The following is an 18,242-nucleotide window of genomic DNA, read 5'->3' as shown; positions in this document are numbered from 1 at the left end:
CCTTGCATTAGGCTTCTCTGCGCCGCTATTCAGCCATTGCAACAAAACCGCCTTTTGTGGTCTTCGAGCTTTGGAGCTTGGCCAGCTCCGCATAGGGGATATGGCATCGGATCGAATGTCCGGGCTGTGCCTCGGCTAATGGCGGCTCCTGCTCTTCGCAGATCGCTCCGATCTTGCGCGGGCAGCGTGTGTGAAACACGCAGCCCGACGGCGGATGGGTAGCGCTGGGGATCTCACCGTCAAGACGAATGCGTGACATCTCGGTGTGATCGAGCTTGGGCACGGCCGACAGCAGCGCTTCGGTATAGGGATGGTGCGGGCCGGAGAAAACTTTTTCGGATGGTCCAATCTCCATGATGCGGCCGAGATAGAGCACGGCGATCTTGTCGGAGAGGTAACGCACAACGCCAAGGTCATGCGAGATAAAGATGTAGCTGACGTCTTCTTTCGACTGCAGGTCGGCAAGCAAATTGAGGATCGCCGCCTGCACCGATACGTCGAGCGCCGAGGTCGGCTCGTCGCAGACGACGATCCGCGGGTCGCCGGCGAAGGCGCGCGCGATGGCGACACGCTGTTTCAGTCCGCCCGACAGCTGGCGCGGCTTGACGGTCAGATGTCGGTCGGTCAGCCGCACCGAACGGACGAGATCGTTGAGGCGAGCCTCCAGCGCCTTGCCGGAGAGGCCCGCCAGCCGCTTCAGCGCGCGGCCGATCAGATACCGGACCGAATGCGAGCGGTTGAGTGCGGAGTCCGGATTCTGGAAGACGATCTGCATTGCCTTGATCTGGTCGTCGCTGCGGTTCTCCAGCCTAGGCGCCAGCGGCTTGCCCTCCAGCTCGATCGTGCCGCCTTCGTCCGGTGACACCAGGCCGAGCAGCAGCCTGGCGAAGGTCGTCTTGCCGCTGCCGGATTCGCCGACTAGCCCGAGCGTCTCGCCTGATCGCAGCGTGAGTGATACGTCCTTCACCGCCCGTAGGGCGTTACCATAGGTCTTGTTCAGCCCGGCGACGCGCAGCACCGGCACAGCTGTCGCCTTCGGCGCAAGCGGTGCCACATCCCTCTGCGTCGCGCGCGGCAAGGATTGCGCCTGCTCGTGATAGTGACAGCGCGACAGCCGAACGCCTCGATCGTCACTCAGGTTGTAGAGCGGCGGCAATTCGCTGCGGCAGCGGTCGGTTGCGAGCGCGCAGCGGTCGGCAAAGGCGCAACCCTTGATGTCAACCCCGATGCCGGGCAAGAAGCCCGGAATGGTGTCAAGGCGGCCCTGATGCTTGCGCTGGCCCCCGCGCGGCAGGCAGCGCAAGAGTGCTACGGTATAGGGATGACGCGGATCGCTGAACACGACCTCCGTCGGTCCTTCCTCGACCAGCATGCCGGCATAGAGTACGCCGACGCGGTCGCACATGTTGGAGACGACGGCGAGGTTGTGGCTGATGAACAGGATCGAGGCCGACAGTTCCTGCCTGAGCTGCGCGATCAGGTCGAGCACTTCGGCTTCCACCGTCGCATCGAGGCCCGTCGTCGGCTCGTCGAGGATCAGCATCGTCGGATCGTTGGCCAGCGCCATGGCTATCGCCACGCGTTGCTGCATTCCGCCGGAAAGCTGGTGCGGATAACGCTGCATGACGCCGCCCGGATCGGAGATGCGTACCCGGTTCAGCATGGCGATTGCCTTGTCGATGGCCGCCTGTCCCGTTATGCCGCCGAGTTCAAAAATTTCGGTCAGTTGCCGGCCGACACGGATCGACGGGTTCAGCGCCTTGCCCGGATCCTGGTAGACCATCGAGACACTCTCGGCGCGGGCCCGCCTGAGCGCCTCGGCATCCAGGTTCATCACGTCCTGGCCGTCGAGCGAGATGGCGCCGCCTGTGATCGAGCCGTTTCTCGGCAGATAGCGCACGACGGTGAGCGCCACCGTGGATTTGCCGCAGCCGGACTCGCCGACCAGTCCATAGGCTTCGCCCTGGCCGATGGTGAGGCTGAGGTTGCGGAGCACGGCGCGGTTGCGGCCGGCAACACGGTAGGCCACCGACAGATCGTTGAGTTCGAGCGCGTTTTTGGCCTTGGCGGAACTAGTCATTGAGCGCTCCATGAACGCCGTCGGCCGCCAGGTTGACGCCGATCACCAGGGAGGCGATGGCCAGCGCGTCGAACAGCACCGTCCACCAGAAGCCGCCGCTGATCATGCCGTAATTGTTGGAGATCGAGAGCCCCCAGTCGGGCGAGGGCGGCTGGATCCCGAACCCCAAGAAGCTGAGCGTAGCGACCGCGAAAACCGAGTAGCCGAGGCGCATGGTAGTTTCGACCAGGATCGGCGGGATGACGTTCGGCAGGATCTCGACGAACATCGTATGCAGGGCACTTTCATGTCGAAGCTGTGCCGCCGCGACATAGTCGAGTTCGCGCTCGGCCAGCACGGCGGAGCGCACGGTGCGCGCGATGATTGGAGCGAAGCTGAGGCCAATGACGACGATAACCATCGTCTTGGAGGTGCCGAGCGCCACGATGGCCAGCAGCGCTACGATGACCCCGGGGATCGCCATGAAGGCTTCGAGAAGGCGGCTGACGACATCGTCGACGAGACCGCGAAAATAGCCGGTGAACAGGCCGAGCGCGGTGCCGGCCACGGTCGCCAGCAGTGTCGCCAGCGGCGCAACGGTCAGAATGTCGCGCGAGCCGACGATGACGCGGGAGTAGACATCGCGGCCGATCTGGTCGGTACCGAACCAGTGTTCGGAAGACGGTGGCGCAAGCGCGTTGATGATGTCGGTTGCCAGTGGGTCGTAGGGGACGAAATGCTCGCCGAACAGCGCGCAGGAGATCCAGAACAGGACGATGGCGAAGCCGGTGAGGAAAGTAGCAGACCGCAGCAGCGAAAAGAACACGTCCGCCATCAAGCCGCGCCTGCCTGTATCATCGGGCGTCGGCATGCTCGTGTCGGTGATGGTCATTGGTCTGTCTCCAGCCGAATTCGCGGATTGAGCACGCAGTAGAGAAAGTCGGCGGCCAGGGTGGCGATCGCATAGACGATGCCGATAGTCAGGGTGCCGGCTTCGAGGATCGGAAAATCCTTGCCCCGCGCCGCGGTAAAGATCAGCGAGCCGATGCCCTGGTAGCGGAACAGCGTCTCGATCACCACCAGGCCGCCGATGAGATAGCCGGTCTGGGTGGCGATGACGGTGATGGTCGGCAGCAGCGCATTGCGCAGGACATGGCGCCAGATCACCGTTCGCCACGGCAGGCCCTTGAGCACCGCTGTTCGTGTATAGTCGGCATCGAGTGCCTCGATCATGCCGGAGCGCGCCATGCGGGCGATGTAGCCGAACAGCACCAGGAACAGCGGCAGCGAAGGCAGGATCAGGTAATAGAGTTGGGTGAACAAGCCGGCATCCCGCGGCCATGCGGCCGAAATCGGCAGCCAGCGCAGCCAGACCCCGAAAATCAGGATCAGGATGATGCCGGTGACGAATTCGGGCAGCACCGTCACCGACAGGCCGCCAAGGCTGATGATGCGGTCGAGCGGCCGGTCGAGATTGAGCGCCGCGATGACGCCGCCTAGGATGCCGATCGGCACCACCAGCACGAAGGCGACCGCCGCCAGTTTCATCGAATTGCCCAAGGCATCGATGACGAAGGGCGCCACCGGCGAGCGGAAAAGATAGGACGTGCCCATGTCGCCCTGGATGAAGTTCCAGATCCAGCTGCCATATTGGGTGAGCAGCGGACGGTCGACGCCGAGCGTGTGATTGAGCGTGTCGACGGCGCGCTGGTCGGCAAGCGGACCCAATATGGCCCGCCCGACATTGCCGGGCAGCACCTGGCCACCCAGGAACACCATGATGCTGAGCAGGAACAGCGTGACGAGCGACAGTGAGACTCGCCTAACGAGAAAGGAAAGAATAGCTAATACTCCTCGTGGAGCCAGCCCCCGCAAGGGAGCTGGCTGTTATAAGCTTGTGGGCCAGCCCCGCAACGGGCTGGCTGTGACTCATGCCTTCGATGCTTTGTCGAAGAACAGCTGCCCCATGCCAGTCTTCTTGATCCCGAACACGCCCTTCGCGGTCACCGTCAGGTCGTCGTAGAAGTATCCGAAGATAACAGGCGTTTCCTCAAGAAGCAGGTTCTGGATCTTGCCGGCCGTTGCCTTCTGCGCCTCCAGATCTAGGGCCGCGATATAGCTGGACACCAGCGTGTCGTAGTCCTTGCTCTTGAAATGCGCGGCGTTCCAGCTACCGTTGCTTGTCAGCGGAGCGGAAAGCAGGACGTTCGGCGCGCCGCGATGGCCGTAGTCGCAGATGCCCATCACCGAGTCCAGCCAAGGCGACTTGCCGAACACCGCATCGCCATAATAGGCGCCCAGGGGGAGCATGTTGAGTTGGAGCTCGATGCCGATCTCCTTAACCCAATTCTGGATCAGCTGCGCATAGTCGGGAAGCTCCACGAAGCGCGCGGTGGTCAGGGTCACTTTGAATCCTTTGCCGACGCCGGCCGCCTGCATTAACTGCTTGGCCTGGGCGAAGTCCTGCTTGCGCTGCGGCACGCTCGTGTCAGTCGAGGGGTAGACTGGAGCGAACGGGCTGTCGTTGCCTGGTGAAGCGCGGCCCTTAAACAGGCCGGCAACCAACTTGTCGCGATCAAGGCAGAGCGCCACGGCGCGACGCACGCGTGGATCCTTGAACGGATCGGAATCGCAGCGCATGTGGAACTGCGAGTGCGAGGCCGTCTTCACGCTGTCGATATTGACGTTCGGGTTGTTGAGTAGGCTAACGCCGGCCGCCGCCGAAAGTGAGATGACATCGACCTCACCGCCAAGCAGCGCCAGGATAGCCGATTGATCATCGGAGAAGAATATGAACTCGATGCGCTCCGGCAGCACCTTGTCGCCCCAGTAATTTTCGTTGCGAACGAAGGAGGCGCCGACCTTGGACGTGTATTTCTCCAGCTTGAACGGCCCGGTACCGTCGAAGCTCTTCTCGTAGTCGCCCTTATAGCTCGCCGGGATGATAATGGCATTGTAGTTGTCCGACGACACCATGTAGGGGAAGTTGCCGTTCGGCGCGTCGAGGTGGAACTCGACCGTATAGTCATCAACCTTCTTTGTCGCGCCCTTCTGCAATAGGCCGCGGAACACCGACAGCGCGTTGGATGAATTGGCCGGATCGGCGAGACGGTCGATGCTGGCCACGACGTCGTCGGCCTTCATCTCGCCGCCGCTGTGGAATTTCACGCCCTTCCGCAGCTTGAAGGTCCACATCGTGCCGGTGTCGTTCGGCTTCCAGCTTTCAGCCAACGCCGGCTGCAGCACGAGGTCCGAACCGGCGATGCAGAGGTATTCTCCGACCTGCCCTAATAGCACAAAGCTACCTCCGTCGGAGATAGTCACAGGATCGATCGTCGCCGCCGGCATGTCGCCGGCGACGCGAATGGTGGCGCCAGGCGAGCCCTGCGCGCGAGCGAGCGAGGGCATGCCACTGAAGCCCGCGACCGTGGCTATGCCGCTCAGCAGCGGCAGCGACAGGCCGAGCAGGCTGCCATGGCGGATAAAGTCGCGGCGGCTGACCCGGCCATCAACGAGGCCGTCAACCAGGTGGTTTTCGAGCGGGGAGTGGTTGCGCCTGATTTGATCAAGAGTGCGATAGTTCTTGCTCATGTGTTATATCCTCCCCGACGTTTCTCTGATTGACGCCGAAAATCCACGTCCCATTGATTTAGTCATGGCATTTCCTTTCTTGGTGTTCTTCCCATCATCGCTACGAGCGATTGACTTCGCCTAAGGCTGCAAGCCGACGTCGCCCTTCGTCATCCGAATGAGCCTCGACAGTGTCTGACGAAGCACCTAGCGGTCGCAAAACAGCACAGCGCCCTCCACGCCAGCCCAGTTCCCCCGTTAATAGCCGCGCCCCAGATCCACGACATTCATCAGTGCCTCTCCCTTGATGAAACGATCGAGATTATCCGCGAAGATGGAGAACACTCGATCCTCATAATTCGTCGGACTTCCCGCCAGATGCGGTGTGACGATCACGTTTGGCATGTCCCAAAGCGGGTTGTCCTCGGGCAGCGGCTCCTTCTCGAATACGTCAAGCATTGCACCTGCGATCGCGCCGGTCCGCAGCGCCTTGATGAGTTCGGCCTCCACCACAACGCTGCCTCGAGCGATATTGATTTAGAAACGCATGGGGCCTGATGAGCCCGATCTCGGCTGCTTCGATGGCACCCGCCGTCTCCGGCGTTCCCGGTAGTGCCAAGACAACGAAATCGCAAAGAGGCAGCAGATCCTCGAGTGCGTCGGAGGCGAACAGCCGGTCGACACCCTCGACTGGCAAAGAGATGTCCCGCTTTGAACCAACCACCGTCATACCCGCACTCTTGGCGCGCCGGGCGATGGTCGCTCCAATCGATCCCAATCCGACGACGCCAAGTGTCTTTTCTGCCAGCGGCGCTACAAATCGTGGGCTCCATTGCCGATCATTCTGCTCCCGCAGAAATCGCCGGAAATCCCAATGCAGCATCGTCACGCCGGCCATCACATGATCGGCAATGACATCGCCGTGGATGCCGCGTGCATTGGTAACCATTAGCTCTCCCACTCTATCGCGAATGGGAAAGATGGTATCAATTCCAGCGTTGGCGCACTGGAACCAGCGCAGCTTCTTCGCCTTGTCGAAGACCTCCACGGGAAAGCGGGCGCCAAGCAGCGCATCCGCCTCGCCTATGTACCGTTCCAGCCGGTCGGAGTCGGGCGCCACTAAGGTGCGCACCTGCGGAAAACGCTCTTTGATAAGTCGCGCATAAGATTCGGCGGCATAGTCGTTGAGGACAATAGTAAGTTCTGGGGTTTCAACAGCCATGGTTGTGATCCCTAGATTGCGACGCTAGCCACCGCAGAGGGTGTACCGATCGAAAGGTGCCTGAGGCGGCCTCAGGCTTGCACGAACATCATCTTGCGAGGCTCACAACGCTTGACCTCCCCAGCGACCGCACGGCCGCACTCGCCATATCTGAGCTGCAGCGTCTCCCGGCACCATCGTCATTCCTCCTGCTTCTGCGCCCTTCGCCTCCTTGGTCCAAAGCAATTGCCTCAGCCATCGACCCCGAACTATGGTCACCGATGCATCGGACACTCCAATATTTTTTTTGCCTTACGCCCATCTCGTTTTGAGATAAGCGCAAATTTCTGGACCGCCGCGCAAAACTTTTGACTAGAGAGCCATGGTCGAGTCCGTCCTATTCGCGAGCGACCTGGTTCTTTGCCCCTGGGCGTTCTGTCACGAAGGCGTGAGGATCTGTTGCAACCTTTTGATTACCGGCGCTGTGCAGGAGCCTCCGGTCACCGTCGCTTGGGCTCATGCCCTCTCACAGCAAGGCATTCTTCAAATCCTCTTTTCTCAAGAATCATATGCACCCCTGACCATCCGAGCGAGGCGCATCAGCGTCATGTCGAGCCGGGTCATCGAACATCCACGTCCACAAGCCGACAAAGACTGAGGAACGAGGAAGTCATTCTTCATGGCTCGGGCGACAGGGTCGTAGGCGGTGAAGTGCTTGACAGCCCTGCCGGAGGCGAGGTCGACGAAGACGGTGTCGAGGTCTGTTCGGGCATGGTGGGCTTGAGGCCCTTGGGCAGGCGCGTTGCATGACGATCGAGGCCGATCAGGCGGAAGCGGCGGCCGCCGGGCTTTCGGCGGAATGTCGGGACCGGCGTGACGAGGCCGCTGGCCATGAGGCTGCGGCCGACCTCGAGGCGGAGACGGCAATTTCCTCCCGCCTCAACGGCAGGCGAGCTTCTTCTTGCCCCACATCGAGTTGTCAGCGCGAAGCTCTTCGACGCTCTGCGTCAGCGCTGCGCTCCATTGCGGCAGGCGTGGCAGTCGCGGCCACCGTGAGAAGGGTTCGGCCGCTTCGCCCAGCGGTAAGAGTGAGGCGCGTGAGACACCCACCGCGCTCGCTGCCGCATCCGCCGAGAGACCAGCCGGCGTGCGGCAGTCCACCGCCCGACCGCATCCATGCGTATCGCGGCTTCGTTCGAAAGCGATTACGCCGCAAGCCGTGATGTCGAGCTCCGGCTCTGGTAACATGGCGCGGCAGGCCAACAGCCTGGATCGGGGGTTCTCCTGAAACTGCTTGGGTTCTCTAATGAATCAAGGGCGGCCGCTCGCTTGTGAGTTTTTTCGACCCTTTCGGGTGCCTGGATTCTCTTCGTGCTCACGTGGCACTTGATGGGATAAGCAGGGTATGGAGCGGCTTGGCAGACGGCCGATTTGGGTCGGCCGCATGCTACACAATCTGGCGCCGTCATCCACTCCCTCCCTCGGGCGTCGCTCCGCTCGGGAGCTCGTTTCGGCCTCCTGTCTCGTTCGTCCTCGATTCCGCTATGCGGCCTTGAATAAGGGGAGGGAACGAGGCCGTCGTCAGCCCCCATCTTCTTCGGCGTGACTGTCATTTGCCGCCTGCCCAAGTCTTAGGTCGCCGTTTGTTCCAAGGTCTGGCTTCTTCCAGATCTCGTGCGATACGGACCAGTGTGCCCTCATCCCCAAAGCGACCGACAATCTGAATCCCGATTGGGAGGCCGCTGGCGCTTTGTGCCAACGGCAAGGATACGGCAGGCTGACCAGAGACATTAAATACGCCTGTGTACTGGATGTGCGCAGCATCCGCTGCCTTGAATTCCTCCGCCGACAGCGTCGGGTTGATCGTACTGTTCAAGCCGCCGTGCGGTAGGGCTACCATTGGCATTGTGGGGGTTAGCAGGATGTCAAAGGCATGAATCGCCTCACCCACCCGGCGCCGCATTCTCCGGTAGCCCTCTTCTGCGTCCCCTGGACGCCGCTGCGAATTCCGGCCGTATTCATAAAGTTTGAGGTTGATGGGCTCTAAGGTGTCAGCGTTGATCGGGCGTCCCAAGGTCCGCGCCGTCTCTTCAAGTGAAGTCGCGAAAAAAAATGTTTTGGCGAGGTTACTCCGCAAGTACTCGATCGGCTCATATGGCGGCTCGATGTCGGTGACGTTGTGGCCCATTTCCTCGAGAAGGGCGGCCGTCGATTCGACGGCGTTCAGGACTTCCGGCTCACAATCCACCTCGCCCCACTTGGTCCTTGCCACTCCCACTCTCAGGGTGCCGGTAGGCTGTGAAAGCTCCTCCACATAGGAGCGGTTCGGCCGGACAATGATAAATGGATCGCCAGGATAGGGATCCGAAAAGGCATCGAGCGCGCCGGCCATATCACGCACGGTTCGACATAAAACAAACTCGCGCGATAGGCCAAATGATGCGTCCTGGTTGCATGGGCCGCCGGAAACACGTCCGCGAGACGGACTTAGCCCGACGAGTCCGCACCAAGCAGCTGGGATGCGTATCGACCCGCCGCCATCGTTGCCGTGGGCGATAGGCGTGATACCTACGGCCACCGCCGCGGCTGCTCCGGCAGACGAGCCCCCTGTAGAGCGTTCAAGGTTCCAGGGATTGCGGGTGATGCCATTGATCATACTTTCACCCATTATAGACATCCCAAGCTCCGGTGTGGCCGTTCTTCCTATAGTTCGGAGCCCGCTCTTCCGAGCGCTTTGAAAAAAATAGCTGTCAATTTCAGCGCGACAGCCTTGGAACAGACGGCTTCCTTGTTCCTGAAGGCGGCGCTTCCGTCTCACCAGCATCCTTGCGAAGGAAAGGCACGCCATGGAAAAGACCCTCGCTCGCGCCAGGCACGTTTTCGGCATCTTCATAGAACTCGATGACGGCGTTTATGCGAGGATTGACCTCATCATGAGCCTCTCGGGCTAGCCGCGCCAACTCCGCGGGGGTTACTTGTCCTGTTGAGACTAGAGTGCCAGTCCGGTAGCGTCGTAATTGACATATTCGCTCAATCTCATTTTAGAAATCCTCTCATCATAGTAATCCTTAGCCGGCGAGATGGTTCAGATTGACTCTGTTCAGATCGGCCTCAACAATTTCGACGCTGGCTTTGTATTGCCGCTCGACGTGGGGGTGGCTCGCCATGACCTGTCCGACATCCGGCCCGGTGCCGTTGACCAAGTTGAACACGCCCTTCGGCGTGCCGGCGGCATGCATGATCTCGGCGACGATAATGCGGCTGATCGGGGCGATCTCGGTCGGCTTCAGCACAACTGTGCAGCCGGCGGCGAGAGCGGGCGCCACCTTGCAGACGATCTGGTTGAGCGGCCAGCTCCAGAGGGCGATCAGGGCAGAGACGCCGATCGCCTCCGACGATCATCATCGTCCCGCGCTTCTCGAAAGAACTCGTAGTCCTCAAGCGCCTTGATCGCCGCTTTCATATGTGCCTGCCCGGCCCAGGCCTGCGCCTCGCGCGCCCATGTGATCGGCGTACCCGTCTCATAGGAAACAGCCTGCGCGATGTCCTCGTAGCGCTCGTCGTAGATTTCCAGGTTGCAGCGCAGCAGCGTCAGCCGCTCGGCCTTGGTGATCTGCGAGAAGGACGGGAACACAGCCTTCGCAGCATCGACGGCCTTGTCGACATGCGCCTTCGAGCCGACGGAAAATTTGCGTACAGGCCTCCTCTGTCGAGGGGTCGATCACGTCGAGCGCGGCTGGCGTGACAGGCGAGACCTAGGCGCCCTCGATGTAGAAATTGAGGTGACTGTTCATGACTGCTACTCCATTCTATGTCAGACTAGGCTGATCGCCTGGCAGCACAACCATGCGTGCGGCGGCAACGGTCGGCGACAGTTCCGGCGCGCCGGAGCCGGTCAGCCACATTCGAACCTGGTGAGCGCTATTACCTGCTTCACGAGCATCCTGTCGCCGCATCAAAAATCAGAACTCTGCAGAATATCGAACATCTTGCACAGTAAATCTCGGAGATATACTCAGTGACGTCCTGCAGACTATCGTCTTGATTTTCTTAGTTCTTAACAATGAGCTCACGAGGGGTTGTAGTGAGCGCCTCATAACCTCTGCCCGTAACGACCAACGATTGGGTGATCGTTATACCGGTGTCTTCAAGCCAGAGACCCGCCATCAAGTGGAGTGCCACCCCGGGCTGGAGAACGGTGCGATCTCCTCGACGAATACTAGCCGTACGCTCGCCCCATGTTGGCGTATAGGCCGCGCCGATCGAGTATCCTAACCGGCTCTCTTTTTCGATTCCGTGAGCGCTCATCGTTTTCCGCCATGCTGCCTCGATCATTTCGCAGGTTGCCCCCGGCCGCATCACGTCAAGCGATGCGTTGATACCCTCTATGACGTGCGAGGCCAGGTCACGGTAGTTTTGAGGCGGCTCACCAAAGTAAATCGTGCGACTCATCGGGGCATGATAGCGCAGCCGACAGCCGGAGATCTCGATATTGGCGACGGAATTAGGATCGATAGGGCGATCGCTGAAAATCGGATGAGCTTCACGGGCTCGTGCACCGAATCCCATATGAGGCGGGCTAGTCGCGGGAAGTCCGCCGCACGATTCGGTTCCCGACATCTGGGCATGGTAGATGGCTGCCGCCACGTCGCACTCTCTAATACCCGGGGCCGCGACTTCAACAGCGCGAGCCATCATGCGCTCAGTGATTTCGCCAGCTTGTCGCATGTACGCGACTTCTTGTTCGCTCTTTATGAACCTGACCCAGTTCACAAGAAGTTCGACATCCTTGAAGCGGACGTTCGGCATTGCCTTCACCAGCTCCGCATGATCGCGAGCCGTGTAGTAGTAGGCACCCATCTCAACTCCCACCACTTTTGCGCTAGGACAGTCACAAAGGATCATATCGGCGATAAACTGCGCAGCGTGTCGATCCGCAGCCTGAACGTAGACGTCGGGATACGGGACAATGCGGTCGGCTGGTAGGTAGGTCGTGACATGCGCGGTTGCCGAGTCAATAAGCCGTCCGACCCACAGAGGCGTCTCCACTTCTTGGAAGACGATCAGGGCCTGCACGGTGTAAAATGACCATGCGTCATAGCCACTCAAATAGTAGATGTTGGCTGGCTCCGTGACGACAAGTACATCTACCCCCTCGGTCAGCATGCGTTCCTTCACGCGACGGAGGCGCGATTTGTACTCAGCTTCCGAGAAATTAAGATTTCGCATTACTCTCCCGGCGATTTGCCTGCGTTAGCTTTAGAACCAGCTTAGAGGCGACCAAGGGCGTCATGATTTTGGCCAGCGCCCACGAACTCTAGGCACGCGTTCGCCAATGTCCAATATAGATACGAGCGTCTGTTCATCTTGATTTTATATGGCCACATTGGTCACGGAAGGGGTCTCGCCGAGTGATTCCGTTCCCGGCAGGCTGAGGTCGTGGCTTTCGCCCTCACAGATCCGGGCGGGCGGATTTTCGCACCATGTGCTCGAACACATTTGGTGCGTAATGTGGCTTCGGTCGAGATGTGGCGTCGCAGGGTCAAGCAACTGACGGGACGGGGCAGCATCTCGTCTGCCTTGGCGATAAGCTTCGGGAGATAAACCCCATTCTGCGTGGATGGGCACAACTATTACCGCCACAGTGTGGGCGCTGGCCGCGTGTTCGTCGGTATTGAGGTATGTGGGTCTGCGTCTGTTCCGCTGGCTGGGTAAGGGACCAAACGGCCCAGCAGCGACGCCCCACCAAACGGCTCTGGCGCGAGGGGCCGGTCGAGCAAAACATCCAGGCTGACAACTATCAGCGAACAGTGTCTCGTTTGATGGAGTGGAACGGCCCGCAACCGCAGCATCGGAGTGCTAAATACTGGTCGTCATTTCAACGCCACAAGGTAGGAGCCGTTCCCTGAAGCCACCCTCCGGCAAACCCGGGGCGGTTCACAGCGACGATGATATTATCGCAACGTATCGGACCGTCACGGGCTTGCCTCCTGCATATTCGCTACCGGGCCGGACATCGCCAAGCAGGTATTCCAGATCCACGGCGCTGACGCTGCGGGTTCTCAATCATCAACCGGAAGCTCCGCCGTGCCGAGGTGCTGCGGTTTTTCGAGAAGCAGCCTGCCTGTCTGGTCGGCCTCGATTTGCGGTGGTCAACTTACTGGCGCGCGAGATCGCAGCACTTTGGTCACGAGGTGCGGTTGATCTCGCCGTGCTATGTCAAGACGTTCGTCAAGCGGGCAAGAGCGATGCGCGCCGACAAAACAGATGGGACCGATGGACTGGTCTGCGATCAGCTTCTACAGCTTCGCGTTCTCGTCATCCAGAGCCTTCAGGCGCTTGGCGTCGGAGACGTCCATCCCGCCATACTTGGGGCCTGCCAGTCATACAGCGTCGATGAACGCATCGAAAAAGCTTCGAACGGCTCCCACTCATCAAGGCAGCGGCGCAAACTCCCTTTGAGGATCGATCGAAGTCGTTCCAGCGAGGGGCTGCAAGGAATCAAGAGCCTAAGACAAGGCGGCCACTTCATGTTCCTCGATGACACCGAGCCGCTCGCCGCCAGCAGAAGATGGCGGCGCATGGCGCTGGGCGTGCCGGCGGCCAAAACATCGCTCTCAACGTAGTAGAGTTGGGCGATGCGGGTGTCGCTATCGGCGACCACCGGCACCCGCACGGCGGCGACTTCTCACATCCGAACATTTCTTCAGTTTTTATGTTGGGCTGGCCACCATGACCAGGATCTCGACCGCGTCGTCCCAAGGCGCCTCATTGGCGTTTGGCGCATTTGCCGCCGCGACTTGCATGGGTACCTTCGGCGCGCAATCGATGCGATCGGCGCAACGACGCCGGTCGACATCCGCGATCGAGCCGTCCTGCTGCTACTCGCCACGACGGGCATTCGCAACGGTGAGCTACGCGCAATTCAGCTGCAGGATATCGACTGGCATGCTGGCGAGGTTTCGGTCGGGCGCACCAAGGGCAACCGGGATCTCGTGGCGCCGCTGCTTGAGGAGACCGGCGCCGCGCTCGCCGACTATGTCCTGCGCGCTCGACCGAAGGTGGATAGTCCAAATCTTTTTCTGTCCTTCACGCCGCCAGTGGCAGCATTCAAATGAGCGTCGCCTGTTTCGAGGATCGTGCCGAAGCGGTTGCGACATGGCGGGGTTGAACTCGGGCGAGTCGCAGGTGCGCATCTCCTGCGCCACAGTCTTGCCACCCAGCTCGTCAAGCAGCGAAGGCCGATCAATGAGGTCGCCGATCTTCTCGGGCACCGAAGCACAACGGCATTGTACGTAAAGGCCGCCACCTCGCAGCTCGCCGAGGTCTCACTCCCCTTTCCGGGAGGCGTCGCATGACCGCCTTTGACGCCGCTTTCCCAATACCCAAGGATCAGGCCTTCTTCCTCAGTTCCCGGGGCAACTGCCTCTCGGCGACCGGCCTGCAAAACGGCTTTGCCGCGGTCCGTAAACTCGCCGACTTTGATTGCGGTAAGCCGTTAAGGCCGCACGATCTCAGGCACCGGTTTGCCGTGACCCGCCTCAGCCTCTGGCACCAAGCGCGCCGACGTTCAGGCGTTATTGCCTTTGCTCGCCACATATCTCGCCACGTTAGTTACAGCGACACGGCCTACTACCTCACGGGCTCGGCGGAGCTCCTCGCTATCGCGGCTGAGCGTGCCGCCCTCGATGGAGGCGCAGCATGAGCGAACACCTGCTCCTGGCGCCGCTCCTGGAGTCCTATTTCCGCCGGCGCCTGACGAAGCAGCGCAATGCGACTCCCGCGGCCGTGGCCAGCTATCGCGACGCCTTGCGCATGCTCCTCTTTGCCGCCGACCGGTTGCGTAAGAAGCCGGCGGCGTTGGCGCTCGAAGATCTCGATCGAGACCTCGTTCTCGCTTTTCTCGACGAACTCGAGGAGAAGCGGAACAATTGCGTCGCCACGCGCAACGCCCGCTTGGCCGCGATCCGATCTTCTTTCCACCACGTCGCTGCCGCCGATCCGGCGTCCTTCGGTGTGGCCCAACGCGTGCTGTCGATTACCATTAAACGGGCGCACATCGAGGTAACGCACCATCTCACCAAGGCCGAAGTAGATACCCTCATCGCGGCGCCCGACCCAAAGACGCCTCGTGGTCGGCACGACCGAGCCTTTCTGCTCTTCCTGGCACGGACCGGCGCCCGGGTCTCGGAAGGCACCGGCGTAAACGCAAATGACCTTCAATTGGAGCGCTCTCACCCGCAAGTGCTGCCGCGCGGCAAGGGGCGCAGAGACCGCGTCGTGGCCATTCTTAAGGACCTGGCGCGAGCGCTGACGACCTTGTGGGGCGAGCGCGGGATCTCCCATCACGAGCCGCGACCGATATTCGTCGGCGCCCGCAACGAGCGCCTGACCCGTTTCGGAGCGACCCATATCATGCGGCGTGCGGCCAAGACGGTGCCTGCCAGGCCAGTCTTGGCCGTCAAGCCCATATCGCCGCACATCTTCCGGCACTCCCTCGCCATGAAGCTTGTCCAGTCTGGCGTGGATCTTTTGACGATCCAAGCCTGGCTCGGGCACGCACAGGTCGCCACTACCCGCAGCGGATGTCGAGATGATGCGCAATGGACTGGAGAAGGCCGGCTCAACGGCGATCACGGCGTGCCTTTTCCGCCCGAAGGACTCCGTTCTGCAACTGCTGAACTCCATCTGAATATTATGTGGCGGAGGCAAGCTGGGTTTGGCCGGCCCGAACAGGTCAGGGCGGCTCCGCCACAAAATCTCGCCCGACGCATAAGAACGATTATGTGGCGCGCCATATAGCCTTTCTCGGGCGCGGTCTATGTGCTCCGGGCCAATTTCGACGGCACGGGCGTATGCTTGTTCGCCAAGCGGTTGGAGGATGGCAAGTTGCTGGCCGGAGATTCCCTGCCCTGGTGATACCGCCCCGTCTGACTGTCTCGCCGGTCGACCACTCACCAGGATCAAGGCCAACATAGCCCATGAGCTGGCGCGGGCTTTCGAAACGGCGCACGTCGCCAATCTGGGTAGCAAACGTCACGGCAACGATCAGATCCACACCACGTAATGTCTGCAGCGCCCGCACGATCGGCGCCAGCGACCAGGCTGGAACGAACTCCTCGATCACACGCTCTGATGTCCGCTGTCGCAAGCCCGGCTCCTCTACTTCGAGGCACAGCCGTAGCTCGAGAATCTCGCGCAGAGCGATCCCGCTGCCGACCTCGGCACCCCGTATCCTGAAAGAACGCTGCAGAAGGGGCGTCGCTGACAAACACGCCGGACCCCTGACGGCTGACCCGACGCCAACGGCTTTCAGGCGCGATACGGCTTCCCGGATGACTGAGCGGCTAACGCCAAAGCTCGCAGCCAGTTCGGGCTCGGTCGGCAGGCGCTCCCCCGCCGCAAAGCGCCCGTCTCGATATCTTGCTGCATGGCAGCCACCACGCGACCGGACGCGCGTCAAATCGGCGGCTGTCCCTGTCAGCCTGCGGTGTGCAAGGGCCGCTGCCGCGGAGCTTCCCCTGCCCGATCGTCGGGCGTGCGACAATGTCGGATTCCAGACGAGCTGGAACTGCGCGAACTCGTTGGTTTGACGGGTCTTTATCCGGCACGCCGCATGCATGGGAGTCTCCGAAAGCATTAAGAGCCATTATCCATGGTTACGCCCCTCGAAAGAAAGAGCCGCTTCCGTCGTGGCAGGGAAACAGCCACTCCTGGGGTGGAGGCCGGCGCTAGAAGCCGCCGTAAGATCCGGAAGAGCCGCGCGACAGCATCACACACTTTCCTTCTGCTCTTGGGTTCGGATCACGCCGCGCCGCTGTCGATGCCGCCGACATTGAGCCCAAGACCTGGAAGGCGGCACACGCTTATGCTGTCCTCTCAGTCGGGACCGCGGCTCAAGCATGCCTGTGAGGTTCGCATTGCTCAATGCCCGGCGATCGACGTCAACATGCCGCTGAGTTGGAAAACACTCCTAGAGGAGTAAGGATAAGTGGACCTCTTTTGTATTGGTGTGGGTGCTGGACCATCTAATTTGAGCCTTGCGTGTCAGATACAGGAAGAGATTGCGCAAGGGGCACTGTTCCTGGACCGGGAGGTCGATTTCCGAGGACATCCAGGCAGCGCTTTCGATTGCGCGGAGCTCCAGGTCGGCCACTTCCAGGATCTGGTTACTCTGGTCAATCCGCGATCAGCCTACACATTCGTAAACTACCTCCACGAGAACGGGCGTCTTTACAATTTCCTCAATGCGCAATTTCACGGGGTGCTTAGAGCCGAGTTCGCCCAATATCTCAACTGGGCGTTCCAGAAGAATCCGCTTGTCCGTGGCGGCGAGGCCGTTCGCGAAATCCGCTTTGACGGCGAGTTTCGCGTGCGGACGGACAACGCGGTCCTTGATGCAAGAAACCTCGTCATCGACATAGGCAAGCAGGCGCAAATTCCGCCTCAGTTTCATGGCTGGACTGGACCCAACCTGTTCCACTCATCTGAGTTGGCCCACATCAATCCTGAGGTGCAAAAAAAGCATGTCTGCGTTGTTGGCGGCGGACAGTCGGGAGCCGAGCTGCTACTGCACCTTGTCGGCCGGCCGAAAGAACGGCGGCCCGCGGCGATCACATGGGTCTTGACGCGCGAGATGCCTTTCGACGACCACGCGTTCACAAACGGGCTGTTCACGCCATGCTTCTCGGATCGTTTTGCTGCGATGAGCGAGGTGCATCGACAGCTGTTCCTGCGGCGTTTCGCGCTTGCCTCCGAGGGCATTTCAGAAAGCAAGTTGCGCGCGGTCTATCAGGCGCTCTACCACCACGCCTTTCTCGAGCCACACCAATGCGAGATCACATTGAGGCCAAGTTGCAACGTGTCGCGCTGCATCAATGCCGGAGCAGGGCACAGGCTCACGCTGCAACGCGGCTTGGACAACATCGGAGAAGTAACCGCCGATATCGTCATCCTGGCCACCGGGTACGAGAAACCGCTGCCGGGTTTCCTAGAACCGATCGCAGATCGCCTCGAACAGATCGGCAATGAGCTCGCCATCGGCGAGGATTTTTCGGTGTACTGGGACGGACCGCGAGACCGACGCCTTTTCGTTCAGAACGCCTGCCTTGGACAGCGCGGGCTGGCTGATCCGAACTTTGGGCTGCTGGCCTGGCGAGCGCGCCGCATCCTTGACAGCCTTCTGCGGCGCGCGCCATGCGCCAATCCCGAGCATCTAGGGTTCATCAACCGTCCCTTGACGGAGTGCTGGCCCGACCTCGGAGTCGAACAAATGGGCAGCGGGATATGATTCGTCGATATTGATGATCGGCGGTGGCATTCAGGAAAGATTTCCGCCTCTGGCGGCAAAAGCGGGACGAGCAATATTCCTACGGCGTCAGATCGCTCTGCTCGCGCTTGAGCAAGGTAGCG

The 18,242-nt window shown here is 60.7% G+C and carries 13 protein-coding genes and 4 pseudogenes; 5 read left to right on the top strand and 12 right to left on the bottom strand.

What is annotated here, in order from left to right; all coding sequences use genetic code 11:
- Positions 1 to 25: 25 nt before the first annotated feature.
- The 10 genes and pseudogenes from EJ074_RS18610 to EJ074_RS18575 all read right to left on the bottom strand — a co-directional run bounded on the left by EJ074_RS18610 (position 26) and on the right by EJ074_RS18575 (position 12,059).
- Entirely contained in the window at positions 26 to 2,080 is a 2,055-nt protein-coding gene (locus EJ074_RS18610) for an ABC transporter ATP-binding protein (RefSeq protein ID WP_127863024.1), read from the bottom strand.
- Entirely contained in the window at positions 2,073 to 2,951 is an 879-nt protein-coding gene (locus tag EJ074_RS18605; RefSeq protein ID WP_127863025.1) for an ABC transporter permease, read from the bottom strand. Before EJ074_RS18605 ends, EJ074_RS18610 begins: the two co-directional genes overlap by 8 nt.
- Complete coding sequence (locus EJ074_RS18600; RefSeq protein WP_129554068.1) at positions 2,948 to 3,901, bottom strand: ABC transporter permease; 954 nt, start codon at positions 3,899 to 3,901, stop codon at positions 2,948 to 2,950. The genes EJ074_RS18605 and EJ074_RS18600 overlap by 4 nt, the downstream gene beginning before the upstream one ends.
- Positions 3,902 to 3,988: 87 nt before the next feature.
- On the bottom strand, positions 3,989 to 5,650 hold the full coding sequence (locus EJ074_RS18595; protein ID WP_129553647.1) for an ABC transporter substrate-binding protein: 1,662 nt from the start codon (positions 5,648 to 5,650) through the stop codon (positions 3,989 to 3,991).
- A 237-nt stretch (positions 5,651 to 5,887) separates the two neighbouring features.
- Positions 5,888 to 6,139 carry an NAD(P)-dependent oxidoreductase gene (locus tag EJ074_RS30655; RefSeq protein WP_281033643.1) on the bottom strand — a complete coding sequence of 84 codons (252 nt, stop codon included), beginning with the start codon at positions 6,137 to 6,139 and terminating at the stop codon, positions 5,888 to 5,890.
- Positions 6,081 to 6,851, bottom strand: a complete 771-nt coding sequence (locus tag EJ074_RS30650; RefSeq protein WP_281033642.1) for an NAD(P)-dependent oxidoreductase — start codon at positions 6,849 to 6,851, stop codon at positions 6,081 to 6,083. The genes EJ074_RS30655 and EJ074_RS30650 overlap by 59 nt, the downstream gene beginning before the upstream one ends.
- 1,588 nt (positions 6,852 to 8,439) lie before the next feature.
- On the bottom strand, positions 8,440 to 9,654 hold the full coding sequence (locus EJ074_RS18585) for an amidase (protein WP_245454880.1): 1,215 nt from the start codon (positions 9,652 to 9,654) through the stop codon (positions 8,440 to 8,442).
- Between the two features lie 244 nt (positions 9,655 to 9,898).
- Positions 9,899 to 10,168, bottom strand: a complete 270-nt coding sequence (locus EJ074_RS30645; RefSeq protein ID WP_281033673.1) for an aldehyde dehydrogenase family protein — start codon at positions 10,166 to 10,168, stop codon at positions 9,899 to 9,901.
- Between the two features lie 29 nt (positions 10,169 to 10,197).
- A pseudogene (locus EJ074_RS30640) lies at positions 10,198 to 10,485 on the bottom strand (aldehyde dehydrogenase family protein); the annotation flags it as partial.
- Between the two features lie 395 nt (positions 10,486 to 10,880).
- Positions 10,881 to 12,059, bottom strand: coding sequence for a Xaa-Pro peptidase family protein (locus tag EJ074_RS18575; protein ID WP_127863020.1), 1,179 nt, complete (start codon positions 12,057 to 12,059; stop codon positions 10,881 to 10,883).
- Positions 12,060 to 12,925: 866 nt separating this feature from the next.
- Between EJ074_RS18575 and EJ074_RS18570 the strand changes: the two genes are divergently transcribed.
- The 4 genes and pseudogenes from EJ074_RS18570 to EJ074_RS18555 all read left to right on the top strand — a co-directional run bounded on the left by EJ074_RS18570 (position 12,926) and on the right by EJ074_RS18555 (position 15,632).
- Positions 12,926 to 13,456: a hypothetical protein gene (locus EJ074_RS18570; RefSeq protein ID WP_127863021.1), complete on the top strand. Its 531-nt coding sequence runs from the start codon at positions 12,926 to 12,928 to the stop codon at positions 13,454 to 13,456.
- Between the two features lie 12 nt (positions 13,457 to 13,468).
- Positions 13,469 to 14,188 (top strand): annotated as a pseudogene (locus tag EJ074_RS18565) (tyrosine-type recombinase/integrase).
- Positions 14,185 to 14,535: a hypothetical protein gene (locus EJ074_RS18560; protein WP_245454721.1), complete on the top strand. Its 351-nt coding sequence runs from the start codon at positions 14,185 to 14,187 to the stop codon at positions 14,533 to 14,535. Before EJ074_RS18565 ends, EJ074_RS18560 begins: the two are co-directional and overlap by 4 nt.
- On the top strand, positions 14,532 to 15,632 hold the full coding sequence (locus EJ074_RS18555) for a tyrosine-type recombinase/integrase (protein WP_245454720.1): 1,101 nt from the start codon (positions 14,532 to 14,534) through the stop codon (positions 15,630 to 15,632). The genes EJ074_RS18560 and EJ074_RS18555 overlap by 4 nt, the downstream gene beginning before the upstream one ends.
- A gap of 100 nt (positions 15,633 to 15,732) precedes the next feature.
- Here the strand turns inward: EJ074_RS18555 and EJ074_RS29940 are convergent.
- Together EJ074_RS29940 and EJ074_RS29935 are read right to left on the bottom strand one after the other, a co-directional pair.
- Positions 15,733 to 15,948: pseudogene (locus tag EJ074_RS29940) on the bottom strand (transposase); the annotation flags it as partial.
- Positions 15,949 to 16,140: 192 nt separating this feature from the next.
- Positions 16,141 to 16,452: pseudogene (locus tag EJ074_RS29935) on the bottom strand (GntR family transcriptional regulator); the annotation flags it as partial.
- Between the two features lie 369 nt (positions 16,453 to 16,821).
- Between EJ074_RS29935 and EJ074_RS18545 the strand changes: the two are divergent.
- Positions 16,822 to 18,120, top strand: coding sequence for a SidA/IucD/PvdA family monooxygenase (locus EJ074_RS18545; protein WP_063169368.1), 1,299 nt, complete (start codon positions 16,822 to 16,824; stop codon positions 18,118 to 18,120).
- The last annotated feature ends 122 nt before the right edge of the window (positions 18,121 to 18,242 follow it).

Origin of the sequence: Mesorhizobium sp. M3A.F.Ca.ET.080.04.2.1 (assembly GCF_003952525.1) — a bacterium.
Taxonomy (GTDB): Bacteria; Pseudomonadota; Alphaproteobacteria; order Rhizobiales; family Rhizobiaceae; genus Mesorhizobium.
Note: the sequence above shows the minus strand (reverse complement) of the source record. Positions and strands in the feature narration are given on the sequence as shown.

What these genes read in the sequence shown, in the direction of transcription:
- EJ074_RS18595 (WP_129553647.1), bottom strand. Translation starts at nt 5,650, where the DNA reads ATGAGCAAGAACTATCGCACTCTTGATCAAATCAGGCGCAACCACTCC.
- EJ074_RS18575 (WP_127863020.1), bottom strand. Translation starts at nt 12,059, where the DNA reads ATGCGAAATCTTAATTTCTCGGAAGCTGAGTACAAATCGCGCCTCCGT.
- EJ074_RS18560 (WP_245454721.1), top strand. Translation starts at nt 14,185, where the DNA reads ATGACCGCCTTTGACGCCGCTTTCCCAATACCCAAGGATCAGGCCTTC.
- EJ074_RS18555 (WP_245454720.1), top strand. Translation starts at nt 14,532, where the DNA reads ATGAGCGAACACCTGCTCCTGGCGCCGCTCCTGGAGTCCTATTTCCGC.
- EJ074_RS18605 (WP_127863025.1), bottom strand. Translation starts at nt 2,951, where the DNA reads ATGACCATCACCGACACGAGCATGCCGACGCCCGATGATACAGGCAGG.
- EJ074_RS18610 (WP_127863024.1), bottom strand. Translation starts at nt 2,080, where the DNA reads ATGACTAGTTCCGCCAAGGCCAAAAACGCGCTCGAACTCAACGATCTG.
- EJ074_RS30650 (WP_281033642.1), bottom strand. Translation starts at nt 6,851, where the DNA reads ATGGCTGTTGAAACCCCAGAACTTACTATTGTCCTCAACGACTATGCC.
- EJ074_RS18585 (WP_245454880.1), bottom strand. Translation starts at nt 9,654, where the DNA reads ATGCTGGTGAGACGGAAGCGCCGCCTTCAGGAACAAGGAAGCCGTCTG.